Raw genomic sequence first — 18,943 nt, 5'->3', positions numbered from 1 at the left:
TCCCTAAAACCTGCCAGTCGCAATCTAAAATCTAAATGGGCCATTAGACTGTGCTTTGTAAGTAAAAAGTACCTTGAGAAACCAATTGTGATTGCCCAAACACCTCAACCCTGTAGCCACTAGACTCAAGGGGCTTCACGAAAGTTCCGATATAACTTGGCCGCCCGATTTCCGCCCCTTGATATATCATTCGATTATGGCTTTTTCTTTGCCCAGTTTTCTGCTCTTCACGTAGCGCTAAGGCTCCCGATAATGCGGCCGCAGCACTGCCTGTGGCGGGGTCTTCTGCAATACCTGATGCTGGTGCAAACATGCGCATTTTTACATCATTTTTATCGCTACAGACCGCATAGATACAGACATCTTCAACTCTTTTACCTTTTAGATGATCTGCCCAAAAATTGAAATTAAAAACAGCATTTTCAACATCTTTTGAGTGCGTTAACGGAATCATTAAAAAAGGGATACCGCAGTCAGCAATATAGGGTAGATCTGCAATTGTCTGTTCATCTAATGACAACAAAGTTGCAGCCTGATGCAGATCATATTTAGACGCCTCAACTATGGGATCAACGGCGCATTGGAAACGCGCAATGTAGCCGCCATGTTCAATAGGCTCAAACTCTATAGGTACAGGGCCTACACCCTCATCTAGCACGAGCGGGCTCGACATATCTAACCAACTCAATTCACGTAACAAACATGCCGTCCCTATTGTAGGATGACCGGCAAACGGCAATTCACGATCGGGGGTAAAGATGCGAACAGGCCAGCGATTGGTAATGGATGACTTTTCACCTAAGAAAACGGTTTCTGACAAATTGAGTTCTTTAGCTATTTGTTGCATTACATGAGTAGGCAAATTTACAGCATCAGTAAAAACGGCTAAGGGGTTCCCACCAAATTGAGTGTGAGTGAATACATCTAAAGTGTAGTACGTTAATGACTGCATGCTTTTGCTCCCTACCGGTGTTTCGAAGAACGGTTCCTGTCTACCTTTATTCTGACGTTTTATTAGCTGCGCCACATAGGTTTAGTCCCCTCTTTTAATGCATCACTTCGACTCAACCCTATGTCTTTTAAAGATGTTTGGTCGAGTAATAACAATTGTCGACGTGTTCTCTGACGATTGAGTAGCCGAAGACATTCGTCTACTACACGTTTAACCAACCCTATAATAACCATAAGAAACCTCCGTATGTTTTCTCGTTGCGATGTGTATAGATTACGGAGTAAACTGAAACCATTACAGATCCAAATACAATTTTTTAAAAACAGTACAGATAAACAAAAACTGATCTGTACTGCTAAAAAAACGTGAATCTGTCACTGCACTATGAAAAACCGACGCAAAAAGGTAACTGCACGTGAAACTCTATGAACAAACTGCTCTACAGATCAGCGAGCGTATTGAAAAAGGCTATTTTCTAGTAGGTGATAAACTTCCTTCTATACGAGAGCTTAGCCAATCTCATTCGGTCAGCATTTCAACCGCGCAAGAGGCTTATCGGTTACTTGAAGATCAAGGGTGGGCTGAGTCACGCCCAAAATCAGGCTATTACGTGCTGGATAGGCAGAACACGCCGCTTAATCTCCCTAATATCACTCGCCCTTCTCAACGGCCATTAGAAGTTACTCACTGGCAGGAGGTTTTAAACCTGTTATGCGCAAATTATCAACCCGACAGCATCCAATTAAGCCGAGCAATACCTGACTTAGATGCCCCCTCTATTAAACCATTAACCAAATTACTCGCCGATATTAACCGACAACTACCCACGCGCGATTTACTCTCTTATGAAACACTACGAGGCTCTGACAAGCTACGGCTTCAAATTGCCCGATTAATGGTCGATTCTGGTTGCCAATTACATCCCGACGATCTAGTTATCACTAACGGCTGCCAAGAAGCGCTTTCCTCAAGCTTGCTCGCGCTTTGTAAACCCGGTGATATCATTGCAGTGGATTCACCTAATTTTTATGGGTCGTTACAGATCATCAAAGCACTAGGCTTAAAAGCACTGGAAATCCCCACGCATCCTGAGACAGGCATCAGCCTAGAAGCTTTAGAGCTGGCACTCGAACAATGGCCCATCAAAGCCTTACAAATAACGCCAACTTGCAACAATCCGCTGGGCTACACCATGCCAACCGAGCACAAGAGAAAGCTGTTGGCACTCACTAAACCTTATGATCTAGCGATCATTGAAGATGATATTTATGGCGACCTTGCCTATCAATCGCCGCGCCCTCCTTCTATTAAATCGATGGACGAAGAAGGTCGTGTCCTATACTGCTCATCCTTTTCAAAGACACTCGCGCCGGGCTTACGTGTTGGCTGGGTCGCTCCCGGTCGCTACCTCAACCAAGTAATGCATATGAAGTACGTTGTCACGGCAAGTACATCGACACAAGCTCAATTAGGCATTGCAGAGTTTATTGCACAAGGTGGCTACGAACGCCACATACGCAAAATGCGCCAGCAGTATCAGAACAACCGTGATTACTTAATACGCCTCATTACAGAGCACTTCCCTGACGGCACGCGTATGAGTTACCCACTCGGCGGTTTTGTTTTATGGGTTGAGCTACCAGGGAATATCGATACGGTTGAAATGAATAAGCGGGCCGAGTTGTTTAACACCAGCATTGCTCCAGGCACACTGTTCTCTGCTAGCGGAAAATACAGGAACTGTATGCGACTCAACTTTGCCCAACGCGGTGACGAACGCTCCGACAAAGCCGTTGAACAGCTAGGTTTATTGGCCAAAGCCATGATTAAAGAAAAACAAACAGTCCAGTAAGCTCCCGAAAACCTGATAACTGATTAAAAAAGCAAAGCTGGCATATTGATTGCTCAATTTACTGATTAGCGACATGTCGACGAATAAAACTTGACTCAAAAGTCAGAAAATTAATATCCTAACATGACAAAACCAGATGCCATCAGCGCTCTCAGGGGGAAAACGTGATACGGTTTTTATTAGATGGGCAAGTCCATACACTCAACGATGTAGATCCCAACACAACCGTACTCGATTACTTGCGGCTTACGCTTGGCAAAACAGGTACAAAAGAAGGATGCGCTTCTGGCGATTGCGGCGCATGTACAGTGGTGCTAGCGGAGCTCAACCCGAACAACCATGGGTCAACACCGCCACTGATTTACACAACCATCAATAGCTGTCTTACATTACTACCCGCATTAGATGGTAAGCAGCTTATCACCGTCGAAAACCTTAAACATAACGAGCAATTACACCCCGTTCAACAAGCCATGGTTGATGAGCACGGTTCTCAATGCGGTTTCTGTACACCTGGCATTGTCATGTCTCTATTTGCTCACTACAAGAACGCGACTGCAGACACCCCTTATAATCGTCATGCCACTGAACTCGCACTAGGTGGTAATTTATGCCGTTGTACAGGTTACCAACCTATATTTAATGCAGCCAAAGCCTTATCAACCTTATCCAACACCGATCAGTTTTCGCGTAATAGTGCTCGAACGGCCGAAGATCTGCTGAGCATTAAGCCCACCGAGCAACATTCTCTCTCTGATGGAACACACCATGCTTTTTCGCCCACCAGCACCGAGCAACTGTGTGAATTATTAAACCTTTATCCAGAAGCCAACCTATTAGCCGGTGGAACGGACTTAAGCCTCTCTATCACACAGTTTCACGAAGCACTCAGCACTATCATTTATGTAGGCTCAATAGCGGAGCTACAACACATTCGTTGGGCAAACGGTACGCTCGTCATTGGCGCTGCCGCTACGTTATCAAACAGCGCAAACGCACTAAAGCAACACTTGCCTGATTTTGCCGAACTACTTAATCGATTTGCCTCTCTGCAAATTCGCAATCAAGGGACCCTTGGCGGAAACATAGCCAATGCTTCTCCAATAGGAGACTCCCCACCCGCTTTGATCGCCGCTGACGCCTCCCTAACACTTCGATCAGCCAGTGGCTCCCGTACAATCAACCTTGAAGACTTCTTTGTCGATTACAAAGTAACGGCACTAGCCAGCGGAGAATACATAGAATCTATTCACATTCCACCACAACCGCCACAGGCTATTTACAAAATTTATAAAATCTCTAAGCGTTTAGACGACGATATCTCAGCTGTACTAGGCGCCTTTAGAATTGTTTGCAACTCCCGGAATGTCATTGTCGATTGTCGTCTAGCTTTTGGTGGAATGGCGGCAACCCCCAAACGGGCTCAGATTACAGAAGCATTTTTACTAGGCAAAGAATGGAATGAAGCGAACGCATTAGCCGCGAAAGACCTCCTGCTTGATGACTTTACGCCGCTCAGTGATTTTCGAGCGAGCGCCCAATACCGACTACTCATTGCCCAAAACTTACTTGAAAAGTGCTGGATAGAGTCCACCCACAGCACCGACAAAACAGTAGCCAGCACACGTATTACAGATGCATCGCTGTTAGCGCCCTATGATTTAGCTATTGATGTCGGGACAACCGCCTCAGCCCAAGGAGATGCATCATGAGCCATACACCAACGCCTACGTTATCGCATGAAGCCATGCTGGAGCGCTTTAAGCAGGATTTAAAAACCGGTGTCGGCAAAAAAATCCCTCATGAAAGCGCCGAACGCCATGTCACAGGCGAAGCCACTTACGTTGATGATCGGCTTGGCTTTACAAACCAATTGCACATCTATGCGCTAATGAGCCCTCACGCCCATGCTGAAATCTCCCACATGGATTTGTCCGGTTGCTACCAACCCGGTGTTGCTTGTGTATTAACGGCGAAAGATGTGCCCGGCCAATTAGATATAGGCCCAGTATTTCCCGGAGATCCTTTATTAGCGGACGGCAAAGTCGAGTTTTTAGGCCAACCCGTTATTGCTGTTGCTGCCACTAGCTTGGAGATTGCTCGTACAGCCGCTAAAGCCGCATTGATCGAGTACAAGCCTCTGGACGCTATTATTGATATTGAAGAAGCGCTAGCTAAGAAACACTTTGTTCAAGAAAGCCATGAACACAGGATTGGCGATGCAAAAGCAGCCCTCAATGACGCCACTCATACGCTGTCAGGCGAATTGCATATCGGCGGGCAAGAGCACTTTTATTTAGAGTCACAAGTTGCCAGCGTCATGCCGACGGAAGACGGTGGGATGATCGTATACAGCTCAACCCAAAACCCGACAGAAGTGCAAAAACTGGTAGCCGAGGTTATTGGCGTGCCTATGAATAAAGTAGTTGTTGATATGCGCCGAATGGGAGGCGGGTTTGGAGGTAAAGAAACACAATCTGCGTCACTCGCCTGCCTATGTGCCGTAGCCGCTTTAAAAACAGGTCGACCAGTTAAAATGCGCCTGCCGCGCCATGAAGATATGACCATGACGGGTAAACGGCACCCATTTTATAGCCGCTACACAGTGGGTTTTGATGATTCGGGCATCATCCAAGGCATTGATATTGAGCTGGCCGGTAATTGCGGATACTCACCTGATTTATCAGGCGCTATCGTCGACCGCGCCATGTTTCATGCGGATAACGCATATTTTCTTGGCAATGCCGTAATTACAGGACATCGCTGCAAAACAAACCTCGCCTCAAACACGGCCTTTAGAGGCTTTGGAGGCCCGCAGGGTATGGTCGTCATCGAAGAAATAATGGATGCCATAGCACACCACCTGAAAACAGACCCTCTGACGATCCGCAAGCGCAACTTTTATGGAAAAACCGAGCGAAACATTACCCACTATCACCAAACGGTAGAAGACAACCTGCTTGACGAGATGATCAACGAGCTGGAGCACAGTTGCGATTATCAACAACGACGCGAACACATTAAAGAATTTAACAGCCGTAACCGGTTAATGAAGAAAGGGATAGCCCTGACGCCCGTTAAGTTTGGCATTTCGTTTACGAGTAGCTTCCTTAACCAAGCAGGCGCTCTAGTGCACATCTACACCGACGGCAGTATTCACCTTAACCACGGTGGGACTGAAATGGGGCAAGGCCTAAACACGAAGGTGGCGCAAATCGTCGCCGAAGTATTCCAGGTGGACCTTGAGCGTATTCAAATCACGGCAACCAACACAGGAAAAGTACCCAACACATCACCAACGGCGGCCTCCTCCGGGACAGACCTCAACGGTAAGGCGGCCGAAGCCGCAGCAACGACTATAAAACAGCGGCTCATCAGCTTTGCCGCTTTGCATTTTAACTGTGACGAAACAGCGGTCTCATTTAACAATAACCATGTTAAAGCAGGCGAGCAGATTATCAGTTTTGATGAGCTCATTGCCCTAGCCTATGTTGGGCAAATATCGTTATCGAGCACTGGCTATTACAAAACACCCAAAATTTACTATGACCGTGACAAAGCCGCTGGTCGCCCCTTTTACTACTTTGCATATGGCGCTGCCTGCAGCGAAGTCGTTATCGATACGCTAACTGGCGAGTACCGTGTTGTACGCACTGATATCCTTCATGACGTAGGAGCCTCATTAAACCCCTCAATAGACATAGGGCAGGTTGAAGGTGGTTTCATTCAGGGTATGGGCTGGCTGACCACAGAAGAACTTGTCTGGAACGACCAAGGAAAGCTAATGACGAGCGGACCAGCCAGCTACAAGATCCCCGCCATTGCCGATACCCCTCCTATTTTTAATGTAAAACTGGTAGAAAATCGGAAAAACCCTGAAGATACAGTCTTCCACTCCAAAGCCGTTGGCGAACCCCCCTTCATGTTAGGAATATCTGTTTGGTGTGCATTAAAAGACGCTGTAGCAAGTTTAGCGGATTATGCGATTCACCCTTCTATCGATGCACCAGCAACACCAGAACGCATCCTGATGGGCATCAACAAGCTGCGTCATGCGCAATCTGCCAACCAACAAGCCACGGCCGGTGGTAAGGCATGACATCGACGAGCTGGATCCAGCAACTAGCAACAATCACGGCCGCCGGCGAATCAGCGGTTTTAGTTACGGTGGCAGAACATAAAGGGTCAACGCCGCGAGAAGCTGGGGCTAAAATGATTGTCACCTCAGAGCAGTGCTACGATACGATTGGCGGTGGGCACTTAGAACACAAAGCAATTAAACATGCTCGTTTGCTTTTAGCGAATCGTGCACAGCGGTCGCAGATAGAACATTTTGCTTTAGGCGCTTCGCTAGGCCAATGCTGTGGAGGCGCTATCACATTGCTATTCGAACCGATCAACCCGCCCGCGCTAACAGTCGCCATTTTTGGTGCAGGTCATGTAGCTAAAGCGCTAGTGCCTATTATCGGGCACCTGCCTTGCCAAGTAAGGTGGATAGACTCTCGTGAACACGAATTCCCGTCAATCATACCCTCCAACACTCAGCCCATTATTAGTGAGCAACTGACTGATGACGTGCAAGATCTACCTCCAAACAGTTACGTGCTGGTAATGACACACAACCATCAACTCGACCAAGCTATTGTTGAGACTGTGCTAGCTCGCAAAGACGCGCTGCATCTGGGTATGATCGGATCAGACACAAAACGGCGAAAATGCGAACACCGATTGCGCCACAAAGGCTTTACAGAACAAGAGATTATGCAGTTAACTTGCCCGATTGGATTAACAAGCATTAGCGGCAAACTACCCGGGGAAATTGCCGTATCCGTTGCCGCCCACTTGATTCAGACCTATCAACAACAGGTGGCTACTGCGTGCAAACAAGGCACACAAAACACCTCTAGCCACGCCGAAATACACCACCTTGGCTAAGTGGATTTCTACTATTCCTTTAGCGAACTAAACGAGCTACTGACAAACTATGACCGATACCCAAACCGCCTACCGATCAGCATTGTTCCATACACTCGATAACCCTGCTCACCAACCAGCAGGAGAGGCTCACCAATATTTTGCTGACGGGCTATTAGTCGTCGAGAACGGCACAATAACCCACTGCGGCGACGCTGAAAGCCTTCTCAAGGAGTTACCGCCCCATATCAAGGTCGTAGAACTACCCAACAGCTTAATTACCCCCGGTTTCATTGATACGCATATCCACTACCCGCAAACCGAAATGATCGCGTCTTACGGCGAACAATTACTGGATTGGCTTGAAAACTACACTTTCCCAACTGAAAAGCAGTTTAGTGATCCCGAGCATGCCCAGCGTGTAGCTTCGTTGTTTTTAGACGAACTACTGAAAAACGGAACCACGACCGCTCTGGTGTTCGGCACCGTTCACCCGGAGTCCGTTGACGCTTTCTTTAATGAAGCGCAAAAACGACAATTACGGATGATTGCCGGCAAAGTTATGATGGACCGCAATGCACCAGACTATTTAACCGACTCAGCCCAAAGCAGCTATGACGAAAGCAAGCAGCTGATTGAAAAATGGCATAACAAAGACCGCTTAGCTTATGCTGTGACGCCCCGATTTGCGCCCACCAGCACCCCAGAACAATTAGATGTTGCCGCCAAGCTACTTAAGCTTGCCCCAGACTTATATTTACACACCCACTTAGCTGAAAACAAAAATGAATGTGGATGGGTAGCCGAGCTATTTCCTGAAAGCCGCTCTTACTTAGACGTGTATGACCAACACCAACTCCTGACAGAGAGATCAGTCTTTGCACATGGCATTTATTTAAATGACGAGGACTGCTGCCGTTTACACCAAACCGGATCATCGGTTGCTTTTTGCCCCACCTCTAATCTGTTTTTAGGCAGCGGGCTGTTTAATGTAAAGAAACTAGAATCGCATAAGGTGAATATAGGCATAGGAACCGACGTGGGTGGTGGCACAAGCTTTTCGATGCTTCAAACCTTACAAGAAGCCTACAAAGTGACTCAACTTCAACAACAACGTATTGATCCCATACAATCCTTTTATTTAGCAACACTAGGTGGGGCGCGCTCGCTCAGACTAAGCGATAAGATCGGCACGTTACTACCTAAGAGCGAAGCTGATTTTGTCGTTTTGGATCTTGAATCCACGCCATTAATAAAAGCACGCATGGCCAACGCAAATAGCATATCTGAACAGCTATTTATCCTAATGATGCTAGGAGATGACCGCAGCATCAAAGCCACTTACAGTGGTGGTCGATGCGTGCATCAACGCTAAGCGTTAAGCCTGCAAGTGCCCGAATACGCTATCTAACGTGTCGGGCGCTTTATCCAAACGCAGTTTGGCTTCAATGTGGTCCATGTGCACATCCATTAACTCAACCGCTTTAGCCTTATCTCCCTGTTCGAGAACATCAATCAATTGGCTGTGCTCATCCCCTGCACAGTGCTCTCTACCCCTAATTTCGTACAAGGCTATAACCAACGAGGTTTGCGACACCAGACTGCGCATAAAATGTTCGAGAGGCGCATTACCGGCCATTGTTGCCAATAACAAGTGAAACTCGCCAGACATACGGATAGCGGCGCCTTGGTCACCTTTTGAAAATAAATCATCTTCATGTGACACATGATCACGCAATTGTTGAATTTGTTTAGCAGAACAACGGCCGGCGGCAAGTTCAACGATGGCCTTTTCAGCCATACGCCGCGCGAATAAAACCTGCACCGCTTCATCCACAGTCGGGCAAGCAACAATCGCCCCTCGGTTAGGACGCAGCTCTATTATTTGCTCTGATGATAAACGTGAAAGCACACGACGAATAATCGTACGACTGACACCAAATAACTCGCCAAGCTTTTCTTCACTCAAGCGTGTTCCCGGTGCCAACTTCTGCTCTAAAATCGCATCAAAAATATGGCTGTAAATTGCCTCATCTTGTTGAGCACGTTTGCGTTCAGGAGGAGAAGCCATTGTATTTTTCATGTTTCCATTCTTTTTAAAAAATAGCTCGCCGATTTAACGTCAAAGAGAAGCAATGAACAACCATTAAATGCTTTATTAACATACACGCACTAAAACACCTAAAGACTAAAAAACAGGTAAAACCTCTATTTTAGTCCCCAAAAAGAGCGATTTAGCTATAAAAAGCAGTAGTTTGTTTGTTATTTAACCAAAACAATCATTTCTCATAGCGCTTACTTATAACGTTAACTGCCACGATACGTTGAAAAGCTATAAGGCGAAACAATTAACGGCACGTGATAATGATCGGACTCATCAGAAATCACGAAACGAATCACTACATCTTCTACAAATGAAGGCCCTGAGCCTAAAGTCCCCGAACGTCTAAAGTAATCACCAGCCTCAAAGACCAACTCATACTTACCCATCTTAAAATCATCAGCGGCAAGTATAGGTGAATCGCAACGGCCATCACTATTGGTCACAATCTCGCTTAACAGCTCTGATTGACCATCAACAATACGATACAACCGGACCTGCATAGAACTGCCAGGACACCCTTTTGCTGTATCTAAAACATGTGTTGTTAAGTATCCCATATAGTTACTTCCTCTTGTTTATTCTCGGCTCAACCCAGTGGCAACTTATAGCTCTCACTTTAGCGACTCTTTCTTCAAACATTAGTAGACATCGCCAAACGAAAAAATTGTGCACAATTTTGAATCACAGACCATCTAAAATCGAACCAAAAAAGAGCAAAAATGTGATTATGCTAAAAATATAACGATTATTTCCTTAAAGATATCGATTTTATAATCATTTGTCTTTATAAAGGTAATTATAAATTGTATACAATGCTAAATTTAAAGAGGCTGCCATGGACTATCCACGCGACTTGATCGGCTACGCCGGAAAACCTCCCCATCCACAATGGCCAAATGATGCAAAGATCGCTCTTTCTTTTGTACTCAACTACGAAGAAGGTGGAGAGCGGAACATACTCCATGGAGATAAAGAATCAGAAGCATTCTTATCAGAAATGCCATCCGCCGTACCATTTCCAAATGCTCGACATATGAGCATGGAATCCATTTATGAATACGGCAGCCGTGCTGGTGTTTGGCGCATTCTTAACCTATTTATGAAAAACGACATCCCGCTCACGATTTTTGCAGTGGCAATGGCCGCTGAGCGCTATCCTGATATCATCAAATTTATGGCGAATGAAGGACATGAAATCTGTAGCCATGGATATCGCTGGATAGATTACGCCTTCATGGACAAAGACGAGGAACGAGAGCACCTTAACCAAGCTATTAAAATACTGACTGATATTACTGGCAAGCGACCAGTTGGTTGGTACACCGGCCGCAACGGTATCCACACTCGTGATCTAGTAATGGAAGAAGGCGGATTTCTATATGACTCAGACGCCTATGATGACGACCTCCCCTATTGGGTCAATAACGATGGGAAAGGCCACCTCGTCATCCCTTATACACTCGACACTAACGATATGCGTTTTGCGCAAGTACAAGGGTTTAATACAGGCGAGCAGTTTTACCAGTATTTAAAAGACAGCTTCGACACGCTTTACGAAGAGGGAGATACTGCGCCCAAAATGCTATCTATCGGCTTGCATTGTCGTCTAATAGGCCGTCCTGGCAGGCTTGCAGCACTTAAACGCTTCGTTGAGTACACCAAACAATTTGAAGGTGTTTGGTATGCGCGGCGCGAAGATATCGCTACCCACTGGCACACACATCATCCATTTAAGGGTTAAGGGTTAAGCGATGAACACAAAACAATGCTTTACCCATATCAAACCCAGCACTATGAGCTTGGATGAATTTGTAGAAACCTTCGCGGACATTTACGAGCACTCTCCATGGGTTGCCGAAAAGGCCTTTTTATTAGGCCCGCTTAACCAATTCGATGAAATTGATGTTTTACATCAAGCGATGTCGCAGTGCTTATTAAACGCCAGTTATGACGAGCAACTAGCACTAATAAATGCTCATCCTGACCTAGCCGGTCGCGCCGCTATGAGAGGAGAGTTGACGGCCTCCTCCACGGCAGAACAGTCAGGCGCGGGCATTAGCGAATGCACCCCTGAAGAATTTGATCGCTTCACTCGTCTTAACTATACCTACAAAACACGTTTTGGCTTTCCGTTCATTAAAGCCGTTAAAGGTAGTAACCGTTACCAGATACTCGACGCGTTTGAACAACGCATCACGAATGCACCTGATGTGGAATTTCAAACAGCACTAGAAGAGATCAATAAAATTGCACGTTTTCGCTTAGAAACCCTTTAATGATAAGTGCTTTATCAAGACCAAGTACTATTGACGAGATACAAACAAATGACGAACAACACTGAATTTACACACCTCTTAAACCTAGCGGATGCACGACTAGGCTCCATCGCTACTTTTGTCACCGACGACTGGTTTGCAGACGTAAACCGAATGCTTCAGCCACAGCCACCTGTTTGGAAAGAAGGGGTATTTGACGACAATGGCAAGTGGATGGATGGATGGGAATCTCGCCGCAAACGCTATGAAGGCTATGATCATGCCATTATAAAACTTGGGGTTGCAGGCGTGTTTAAAGGTGTTGATATTGATACCACTTTTTTTACCGGAAATTATCCTCCTTCTGCCTCACTTGAAGCCTGTTATAGCCCAGAGGCCGAACCGGACGACTCTACGCAATGGACTCAAGTGCTAGCGCCTGTCAATCTTCAAGGCGATAGCAACAATTTATTTGATATTGACTCTGACCAACCGTGGACCCATGTTCGTTTTAACATTTTCCCTGATGGCGGTGTTGCTCGTTTGCGCATTTATGGGACACCTTTTGTTGATTGGTCTCAAAACCTAGATCAAACCTACGACTTTGCATCCGCTCTTCTTGGAGCTCGCTCTCTTGCCTGCAGTGACGAGCACTATGGAAAAATGAGCAATATTCTAAACCCTGGACGCGGTATTAACATGGGTGACGGCTGGGAGACTGCTCGTCGAAGAGTACCCGGAAACGACTGGGTTATCATCCAACTAGCTAAGCCATGCCTACCCAAAGAAATAATCGTGGACACCCACTTTTTTAAAGGTAACTATCCCGATAGCTGCTCAATACAAGCGGCCCTTGTTGAAAGTGCTACAGATGAACAGGTAGCCACTCGTAGCCTATATTGGCGAGAACTACTACCCGCTCAAAAGCTACAAATGGATCGTGAGCATACCTTCAACAGCGAGCTGAATGACCTCGGCGTAGTTTCACATATTAAACTTAATATTTTCCCAGATGGTGGCATCAGCCGTATACGTGTAATCGGCAAACTGCCTGCTTAAAGAGGAATAAAGTCATGACAAGTTCTGAATCGACAACAGCTCTTTCGGATAAATTATTACAACCTGAGCCACTCACGGCTGAAGCATTTGCACCTTATGGCGATGTAATTGAAACGGCTGATCGCGACTATTTTCTCATTAATCAGGATTATACTCGACGTTATCACCGCTTAGCCGACGTCGATACAGACAAAGACGGATCTGCCATCATTAGCATTTTTAGGGCGCAGGTTTATCCTCGCCCGTTACAGATCAATATGATGGAAAAACACCCGCTTGGCAGCCAAGCTTTCATCCCTTTAAACCAACAAGCTTTTCTGGTGGTAGTTGCTCCGCCTGGCGATACCGTAACACCCCACGACTTAAAAGCGTTTATTACCAATGGATTACAAGGGGTTAATTATCACAAAGGGACATGGCATTACCCTGTTATTGCGTTAAATAATGATGACGAGTTTTTAGTCGTTGACCGCTCTGGCTCTGGCAATAATTGTATTGAAGTGTTTTTTAACAGTGACCAAAGTCCTGTACTGCAAACTTGAGCTAACTGATAAAGGCCGTTACTATGACTCTCCTTCTGAGCAGTACAGAACTTTCTCCACAATGAGTAGAATCCGCGAGCGTAACCGCGAACGTATTTTAGAGGCTGCAGCCATAGAGTTTGCAGATAAAGGGTTTGCCGCCACTAAAATTATCGATATCGCTAAAAAAGTACAATTACCCAAACCCAACATCTACTATTATTTTCAAAGTAAAGAAAACCTATACCGTTGTGTTCTCGAGTCAATTATCGAGCCTTTACTAGAAGCTTCCACCCCATTTGCAACATATGACGACCCCGCCGCAGCGCTGCAGGCATATATACATACTAAAATTCGTATTTCAAAAGAACACCCACATGCATCCAAGGTATTTGCTAGCGAGATCATGCATGGCGCACCTTATTTACCGGCTGATATTTCCGATAAACTTATGCAACAAACCGTCAGTACTACCGTGCGATTAAACGCTTGGATGGATGAAGGAAAGATGGATAGAGTAGACTCGCACCACCTACTCTTTACTATTTGGGCATCAACACAAACATATGCCGATTTTGATTGGCAGATTGGGCGAGTGACAGGCAAAAAGAAGTTAAGTAAGAATGATTATCAAACCGCTGCCGAACTGATTACCAAGATGGTATTGAGTGGCTGTGGCTTAACATTACCCTCTAATAATCACTAAAATTTATGCTATTATGAGGATGTACTTCCTGTACAGCAATCACTTATTCGTTTTACCAAAACACAGCAAGCACTTTATAAAACACAGGCTATTTTCAGCTAATGACAGAAGAAGATTATCTAACGCGGCTACGCGAGCTTTCTTTAGAGCAGCTTTCGGACCTTCTTGTAAAGGTTGAGGCGAAGGCAGCTGCTAAAAAAGAAGAAAAAGAACGTCGCGCTCATGCAATCAAAGTACCACCCAGAACAAGTAATGATATAAAGAAAATGGCAGAGGAAATGGGGCTAGATCTTTCTGGCTTAATGCGCGAAATCTCTCGTCGCTAAGTAACCATCCAACACCACCGCAGGACGCGCAGACGCTTCAGTTAAGGACTTATCATACCGCTTTTCCGGCTTTACTCTGGCTCAACCAGTGTGAATCTTGATTGCGTAGTGCCGTCTGATAGCTCTACCGACTCGATAAACATATCGTAAGGTCGGACCCATAACTGACGATTACCATACAAGGGGTAGTACAAAACTAACCACTCTTGAGTTTCGGAGTGACAAACAACATCGACTACTTGATATTCAGCACCTTTATAATGCTGATACCTTCCTACAGCAAGAATAGGCTTAATTAAATCTGATGGTTTATCTGCTTGCGTATTCATAAATTTGCCTTCTTTAGCTTCTCTAGCTCGTTTTTAATGATTTCCATTGACTCAATACCCGATAACTCTTTCCAATAGGCGGATACGTGTATAGGAGTAGATTCCAGACCAACCACATCATCGGGTAGGGCTTTAATAACCTCGTTAAGCACAGCTAGATGAGAAGAAGACAGCATCCGCTCACCTATTTTCCAACTCCAGCCTTCAGTCAAACCATCACAACTTATTGCTTTTACACGGAACACTTGCCATGGCACTGTTTCGGGCTGTTTCTTATGAGAGTTATTGCGGCTCATTCGATACGCCGCGACATTAATAGTGTCACTTTCATATTCGCCTTCGGCTCGGGGTGGCTCAACATGCACTAATTGCACAGTAAAGCCCGCCTTACGAGCGTCTAGTCGCAATGTGGCTAACAACTTTTCACGCTTAGAAGGCATCATCCACATGAGGGAGCCTAAAAGCGACATGACCACAAACACTATGATTGTTACTTCCATCAATCAACCTCTGCCAAGAACCGTATAGGCCCTACTGTTAAAATAGATATGTGACCTTTGATAAGCATCATGCAAATTTAAAATAGCCTGTGGTAAGCTCAAGTCACGTCATACGAATAAGGAACCAGATCATGGGCGTTTATTCCAACATACTACTTGCTGTTGACCTATCCGATGAATCGGATCAACTCATCGAAAAAACACGTGCTATAGCTCGTAACAACGACGCTACGGTGACGGTTTTACATGTTATAGAACCTCTGAGTTTTGCATATGGCGGCGATGTCCCTATGGACCTAACCACCGTTCAAGATCAGCTCAATGAACACGCTCGAACTAACCTAGCCGCTTTTACTAAAAAGCTTGATTTTCCCGTAGCGGATCAAATGGTTTTAGTAGGCCATACCGAAACAGAGATCCATCGTATAGCCGAAGCTAAAAACTGCGATTTAATCGTTGTAGGTAGCCACGGGCGTCATGGCCTTGCCCTACTACTGGGTTCAACGGCCAACAGCGTTTTACATGGAGCACCTTGTGATGTACTCGCTATTCGCATCGAAGTAACCGACTAAACATCGAGGGCTTTTTTAGCCCTCTTGCATTGCCTCTAACTCAACCCAGCGCTCCATCAAGCGCTCTAGTGTCGCTTCTTGCTCAGATAGCTGAGCCACTTTTTCTGCAACTTTGGCGTGATCTTGCTCGTAAAAAGCTGGATCAGCCATTTCAGATTGCAAAGCTTCCAATGAGTTTTCGGCCGCTTCTATTTCAGCTGGCAAACTTTCCAGCTCGCGCTGCAGTTTGTAGCTCAGTTTCACAGATGCTTTTTTGGGTGCAGGAGCGGCTTTGACTGGCTCTACTTTTGCAGCTTCTTTTGCAGGCTTTGGCGCATTTTTACCCGCTTCTTTACCTACAGCGGTTGGCTCAGGGCGTTGGCGCAACCAATCTTTATACCCGCCTACATAAGCTTTAAGGCGACCATTACCTTCAAAAGCCACCGTACTCGTTACCACGTTATCAAGAAAGGCCCGATCGTGACTTACCAGCAATACCGTGCCTTTATACTCCATCAGAATCTCTTCCAGTAGCTCAAGAGTTTCTACATCAAGGTCATTGGTTGGCTCATCGAGTACCAGTAAATTAGCAGGTTGGCTAAACAATTTAGCCAGTAAAACGCGATTACACTCGCCACCCGAAAGTGCTCTTACTGGTGTTCGAGCACGCTCCGGCGAAAATAAAAAGTCATTTAGATACCCAATAATATGACGAGTATTCCCGTTGATCTCGATCGACTCACGGCCTTCAGAAATATTGTCAATAACCGTCTTATCCATATCCAGCTGACCACGCAACTGATCAAAATAGGCAACTTCTAATTTAGTGCCTCGTTTAATACTGCCCGAATCAGGCTCGATATCACCTAAAATTAATTTTAACAGCGTACTTTTACCAGCACCGTTCGGGCCTATTAATCCAACCCGGTCTCCCCGCTGTAGCGTCATAGAAAAATCACGAATAACCTGCTTACCCTCAAAAGCAACACTCACATGCTCTAGCTCGGCAGCTAGTTTGCCGGACTTTTGAGCTTCTTCTAAATTAAAGCTCGCTTTGCCCTGCCGATTCATCCGCTCAGCACGTTCATTACGTAGCTTTTCCAGCGTGCGAACACGGCCCTCATTGCGGGTACGTCGTGCTTTGATACCTTGGCGTATCCATACTTCTTCTTGCGCTAATTTTTTATCAAACAATGCGTTTTGACGGGCTTCGTTCTCAAGCAATACTTGTTTTTGCTCTACATAACTCGTGTAGTTACCCTTGAAACTGGTTAACACACCTCGGTCTAATTCAATAATACGTGTAGCCAGGTGATCTACTAATGCTCGGTCATGCGATACAAATAATAAGCCGCCTCTAAACTCAATCAGTTGCTGCTCCATCCATTCAATGGTGCCAATATCTAAATGGTTTGTTGGCTCATCCAATAACAACAAGTCAGGGTTCTGAACCAACGCTGCGCCCAATGCGGCACGACGACGCCAACCGCCAGACAATGACGACATTAACGCCTCGCCATCTAACGACAGTTGAGTCAGCACTCGCTCTACATTTTGTTCTAGCTGCCAGCCATCCAAGGCTTCAATCTTTTGCTGAAGTGACTCTAATTTAGACATTGAAATATCGTCTTGTGATGCCACTTCATCATACTCTCGACGTAAATTCACAATATCTTGTAAACCTTCTGCAACGACATCCCAAACACGACGTTCGTCGGCTGCAGGTAAGGCCTGAGGCAACTGTGCAATTCGGCAAGCAGGATCGATCCAAAGGTCGCCACCATCTAGTGCAACTTCTTTGTTGATCACTTTCATCAACGTGGATTTACCCGCTCCATTTAAACCCACCAAGCCAATTCGTTCGCCAGGTTCAATGTTAAGCTCAACGTCTGTTAATAGTGGGCGTGTACCAAAAGCAAGCGAGGCTTTGTCAATTCGAATTAGCGGCATAATGAACTCAATGAAAGTTGGTGTAAAAACAGCTCGGCATTTTAACGGAAAGCGCCTCGCTATGCAGTGCTAATACCATATCTGTCCTGAATTACCGCAAATTAAATGGATTAAATCGTATCCTGTAGCTTATCCATCGATAATTGGTCGCTATCTTTACCTTCCTTCCAATACGCCGAAGCAAAAAGCTGCTCATTCGGCAAACCTACATTATCGCGAACGAAACGGCGTAACTCACGAAACACACTCGCTTCTGATGCAATAAAAACATGAGTATCTACTGGTAAGCTCTCCATTTGTTTTACAGCCTCAACTATGCTGTCATGCTTTCCTTTTTCAGCTAAGTGCCAGCTCACTTGAACATTCTTAGGCCAATCAATCACTAAAAAGTCTTCTGAACTAGGCGCTTCTAAAAACGCATGAACCGTGGCACTAGAATCAATGAGGTTTGCGTAGGCAGTTACGGCATTAATGGATGTTAAATCCCCCACCAGCAAGTAAGTAGATGCACCAAAGCAGTCCATTTTACGCGGCCCAGGACCGCCAATAGATACTTTTTGACCCACCGATACCGTATCAGCCCAATCGGTCGCTGGCCCAACATGCTGACCAACCACAAAATCAAGTGCCAGCTCTCGTGTAGAGGGATCAAACGCTTGTATAGTGTAAGAGCGCATAATCAACTTTTCAGAGCCTTGGTCGATTCGCAACTTAACATAAGCACCTTGCTGATCTTCTGGGAAATCACTCAACGAATCGCCCGTTAGAACAACCCGCTTCAAGTGAGGAGACAGTTGCTGCATTCTTGACACCACCACTTCGCGCACCACACCTCTTCCACCACGACGACCATTACCACGTTGCTCAGGGGCATTCTGTTTAGCTGTCTGTATTTCTTTATTTACCATGCTTTTTCCTTCACCA

General features: G+C 45.7%; 20 protein-coding genes. 12 read left to right on the top strand and 8 right to left on the bottom strand.

What is annotated here, in order from left to right:
* Positions 1-43 precede the first annotated feature (43 nt).
* Together OW491_RS07400 and OW491_RS07395 are read right to left on the bottom strand one after the other, a co-directional pair.
* Positions 44-952, bottom strand: coding sequence for a PhzF family phenazine biosynthesis protein (locus OW491_RS07400; protein WP_290035394.1), 909 nt, complete (start codon positions 950-952; stop codon positions 44-46).
* 62 nt (positions 953-1,014) lie between these two features.
* On the bottom strand, positions 1,015-1,185 hold the full coding sequence (locus OW491_RS07395; protein ID WP_075172383.1) for a DUF1127 domain-containing protein: 171 nt from the start codon (positions 1,183-1,185) through the stop codon (positions 1,015-1,017).
* Between the two features lie 182 nt (positions 1,186-1,367).
* On the opposite strand from OW491_RS07395, the gene OW491_RS07390 reads away from it, so the two are divergent.
* From OW491_RS07390 to guaD, 5 genes are all read left to right on the top strand, one after another.
* Positions 1,368-2,804, top strand: coding sequence for a PLP-dependent aminotransferase family protein (locus OW491_RS07390; protein WP_290035393.1), 1,437 nt, complete (start codon positions 1,368-1,370; stop codon positions 2,802-2,804).
* 164 nt (positions 2,805-2,968) lie between these two features.
* Entirely contained in the window at positions 2,969-4,516 is a 1,548-nt protein-coding gene (gene xdhA / locus OW491_RS07385) for a xanthine dehydrogenase small subunit (RefSeq protein WP_290035392.1), read from the top strand.
* The gene (gene xdhB, locus OW491_RS07380; RefSeq protein ID WP_290035391.1) at positions 4,513-6,903 is read left to right on the top strand and encodes a xanthine dehydrogenase molybdopterin binding subunit; all 2,391 of its coding nucleotides are present in this window, start codon (positions 4,513-4,515) and stop codon (positions 6,901-6,903) included. Before xdhA ends, xdhB begins: the two co-directional genes overlap by 4 nt.
* Positions 6,900-7,739: a xanthine dehydrogenase accessory protein XdhC gene (gene xdhC / locus OW491_RS07375; RefSeq protein ID WP_290035389.1), complete on the top strand. Its 840-nt coding sequence runs from the start codon at positions 6,900-6,902 to the stop codon at positions 7,737-7,739. Before xdhB ends, xdhC begins: the two co-directional genes overlap by 4 nt.
* Before the next feature lie 49 nt (positions 7,740-7,788).
* A complete protein-coding gene (gene guaD, locus OW491_RS07370; RefSeq protein ID WP_290035387.1) occupies positions 7,789-9,093 on the top strand; it encodes a guanine deaminase in 1,305 nt (434 codons plus the stop codon).
* Between the two features lie 3 nt (positions 9,094-9,096).
* Here guaD and OW491_RS07365 read toward each other — a convergent pair whose 3' ends face one another.
* Entirely contained in the window at positions 9,097-9,801 is a 705-nt protein-coding gene (locus tag OW491_RS07365; protein WP_075179009.1) for a GntR family transcriptional regulator, read from the bottom strand.
* A gap of 224 nt (positions 9,802-10,025) precedes the next feature.
* Entirely contained in the window at positions 10,026-10,379 is a 354-nt protein-coding gene (gene uraH / locus OW491_RS07360) for a hydroxyisourate hydrolase (protein WP_215151867.1), read from the bottom strand.
* 278 nt (positions 10,380-10,657) lie between these two features.
* On the opposite strand from uraH, the gene puuE reads away from it, so the two are divergent.
* The 6 genes from puuE to OW491_RS07330 all read left to right on the top strand — a co-directional run bounded on the left by puuE (position 10,658) and on the right by OW491_RS07330 (position 14,689).
* Positions 10,658-11,563: an allantoinase PuuE gene (puuE, locus tag OW491_RS07355; protein WP_290035383.1), complete on the top strand. Its 906-nt coding sequence runs from the start codon at positions 10,658-10,660 to the stop codon at positions 11,561-11,563.
* A 10-nt stretch (positions 11,564-11,573) separates the two neighbouring features.
* A complete protein-coding gene (gene uraD / locus OW491_RS07350; protein ID WP_290035381.1) occupies positions 11,574-12,098 on the top strand; it encodes a 2-oxo-4-hydroxy-4-carboxy-5-ureidoimidazoline decarboxylase in 525 nt (174 codons plus the stop codon).
* 48 nt (positions 12,099-12,146) lie between these two features.
* Entirely contained in the window at positions 12,147-13,136 is a 990-nt protein-coding gene (alc, locus tag OW491_RS07345; protein ID WP_290035378.1) for an allantoicase, read from the top strand.
* A 14-nt stretch (positions 13,137-13,150) separates the two neighbouring features.
* Positions 13,151-13,678 (top strand): ureidoglycolate lyase, encoded by a 528-nt coding sequence (locus tag OW491_RS07340; protein ID WP_290035377.1) that lies wholly within the window; start codon positions 13,151-13,153, stop codon positions 13,676-13,678.
* Between the two features lie 61 nt (positions 13,679-13,739).
* Positions 13,740-14,363 carry a TetR/AcrR family transcriptional regulator gene (locus OW491_RS07335; protein WP_290035376.1) on the top strand — a complete coding sequence of 208 codons (624 nt, stop codon included), beginning with the start codon at positions 13,740-13,742 and terminating at the stop codon, positions 14,361-14,363.
* 101 nt (positions 14,364-14,464) lie between these two features.
* Positions 14,465-14,689 carry a hypothetical protein gene (locus OW491_RS07330; protein WP_075172396.1) on the top strand — a complete coding sequence of 75 codons (225 nt, stop codon included), beginning with the start codon at positions 14,465-14,467 and terminating at the stop codon, positions 14,687-14,689.
* Positions 14,690-14,760: 71 nt separating this feature from the next.
* Here the strand turns inward: OW491_RS07330 and OW491_RS07325 are convergent, their stop codons facing one another.
* Both OW491_RS07325 and OW491_RS07320 read right to left on the bottom strand, forming a co-directional pair.
* On the bottom strand, positions 14,761-15,018 hold the full coding sequence (locus tag OW491_RS07325; RefSeq protein ID WP_075179014.1) for a DUF1653 domain-containing protein: 258 nt from the start codon (positions 15,016-15,018) through the stop codon (positions 14,761-14,763).
* Complete coding sequence (locus tag OW491_RS07320) at positions 15,015-15,518, bottom strand: hypothetical protein (protein ID WP_290035372.1); 504 nt, start codon at positions 15,516-15,518, stop codon at positions 15,015-15,017. Before OW491_RS07320 ends, OW491_RS07325 begins: the two co-directional genes overlap by 4 nt.
* A gap of 131 nt (positions 15,519-15,649) precedes the next feature.
* Between OW491_RS07320 and OW491_RS07315 the strand changes: the two genes are divergently transcribed.
* On the top strand, positions 15,650-16,090 hold the full coding sequence (locus OW491_RS07315) for a universal stress protein (RefSeq protein ID WP_075172399.1): 441 nt from the start codon (positions 15,650-15,652) through the stop codon (positions 16,088-16,090).
* A gap of 15 nt (positions 16,091-16,105) precedes the next feature.
* Here OW491_RS07315 and OW491_RS07310 read toward each other — a convergent pair whose 3' ends face one another.
* Together OW491_RS07310 and OW491_RS07305 are read right to left on the bottom strand one after the other, a co-directional pair.
* Positions 16,106-18,019 (bottom strand): ATP-binding cassette domain-containing protein, encoded by a 1,914-nt coding sequence (locus tag OW491_RS07310; protein WP_290035371.1) that lies wholly within the window; start codon positions 18,017-18,019, stop codon positions 16,106-16,108.
* A 110-nt stretch (positions 18,020-18,129) separates the two neighbouring features.
* The gene (locus tag OW491_RS07305) at positions 18,130-18,927 is read right to left on the bottom strand and encodes a siderophore-interacting protein (protein ID WP_290035370.1); all 798 of its coding nucleotides are present in this window, start codon (positions 18,925-18,927) and stop codon (positions 18,130-18,132) included.
* Between the last annotated feature and the right edge of the window lie 16 nt (positions 18,928-18,943).

Source organism: Neptunomonas sp. CHC150, assembly GCF_030397555.1.
GTDB classification, from domain to species: Bacteria; Pseudomonadota; Gammaproteobacteria; order Pseudomonadales; family Balneatricaceae; genus Neptunomonas; species Neptunomonas phycophila.
This window is presented reverse-complemented; position numbering and strand designations above follow the sequence as displayed.

What these genes read in the sequence shown, in the direction of transcription:
- alc (WP_290035378.1), top strand. Translation starts at nt 12,147, where the DNA reads ATGACGAACAACACTGAATTTACACACCTCTTAAACCTAGCGGATGCA.
- guaD (WP_290035387.1), top strand. Translation starts at nt 7,789, where the DNA reads ATGACCGATACCCAAACCGCCTACCGATCAGCATTGTTCCATACACTC.
- OW491_RS07400 (WP_290035394.1), bottom strand. Translation starts at nt 952, where the DNA reads ATGCAGTCATTAACGTACTACACTTTAGATGTATTCACTCACACTCAA.
- OW491_RS07320 (WP_290035372.1), bottom strand. Translation starts at nt 15,518, where the DNA reads ATGGAAGTAACAATCATAGTGTTTGTGGTCATGTCGCTTTTAGGCTCC.
- OW491_RS07305 (WP_290035370.1), bottom strand. Translation starts at nt 18,927, where the DNA reads ATGGTAAATAAAGAAATACAGACAGCTAAACAGAATGCCCCTGAGCAA.
- uraD (WP_290035381.1), top strand. Translation starts at nt 11,574, where the DNA reads ATGAACACAAAACAATGCTTTACCCATATCAAACCCAGCACTATGAGC.
- OW491_RS07330 (WP_075172396.1), top strand. Translation starts at nt 14,465, where the DNA reads ATGACAGAAGAAGATTATCTAACGCGGCTACGCGAGCTTTCTTTAGAG.
- uraH (WP_215151867.1), bottom strand. Translation starts at nt 10,379, where the DNA reads ATGGGATACTTAACAACACATGTTTTAGATACAGCAAAAGGGTGTCCT.
- OW491_RS07395 (WP_075172383.1), bottom strand. Translation starts at nt 1,185, where the DNA reads ATGGTTATTATAGGGTTGGTTAAACGTGTAGTAGACGAATGTCTTCGG.
- OW491_RS07340 (WP_290035377.1), top strand. Translation starts at nt 13,151, where the DNA reads ATGACAAGTTCTGAATCGACAACAGCTCTTTCGGATAAATTATTACAA.
- OW491_RS07335 (WP_290035376.1), top strand. Translation starts at nt 13,740, where the DNA reads ATGAGTAGAATCCGCGAGCGTAACCGCGAACGTATTTTAGAGGCTGCA.
- OW491_RS07365 (WP_075179009.1), bottom strand. Translation starts at nt 9,801, where the DNA reads ATGAAAAATACAATGGCTTCTCCTCCTGAACGCAAACGTGCTCAACAA.
- puuE (WP_290035383.1), top strand. Translation starts at nt 10,658, where the DNA reads ATGGACTATCCACGCGACTTGATCGGCTACGCCGGAAAACCTCCCCAT.
- OW491_RS07315 (WP_075172399.1), top strand. Translation starts at nt 15,650, where the DNA reads ATGGGCGTTTATTCCAACATACTACTTGCTGTTGACCTATCCGATGAA.
- xdhB (WP_290035391.1), top strand. Translation starts at nt 4,513, where the DNA reads ATGAGCCATACACCAACGCCTACGTTATCGCATGAAGCCATGCTGGAG.
- xdhC (WP_290035389.1), top strand. Translation starts at nt 6,900, where the DNA reads ATGACATCGACGAGCTGGATCCAGCAACTAGCAACAATCACGGCCGCC.
- OW491_RS07325 (WP_075179014.1), bottom strand. Translation starts at nt 15,018, where the DNA reads ATGAATACGCAAGCAGATAAACCATCAGATTTAATTAAGCCTATTCTT.
- OW491_RS07310 (WP_290035371.1), bottom strand. Translation starts at nt 18,019, where the DNA reads ATGCCGCTAATTCGAATTGACAAAGCCTCGCTTGCTTTTGGTACACGC.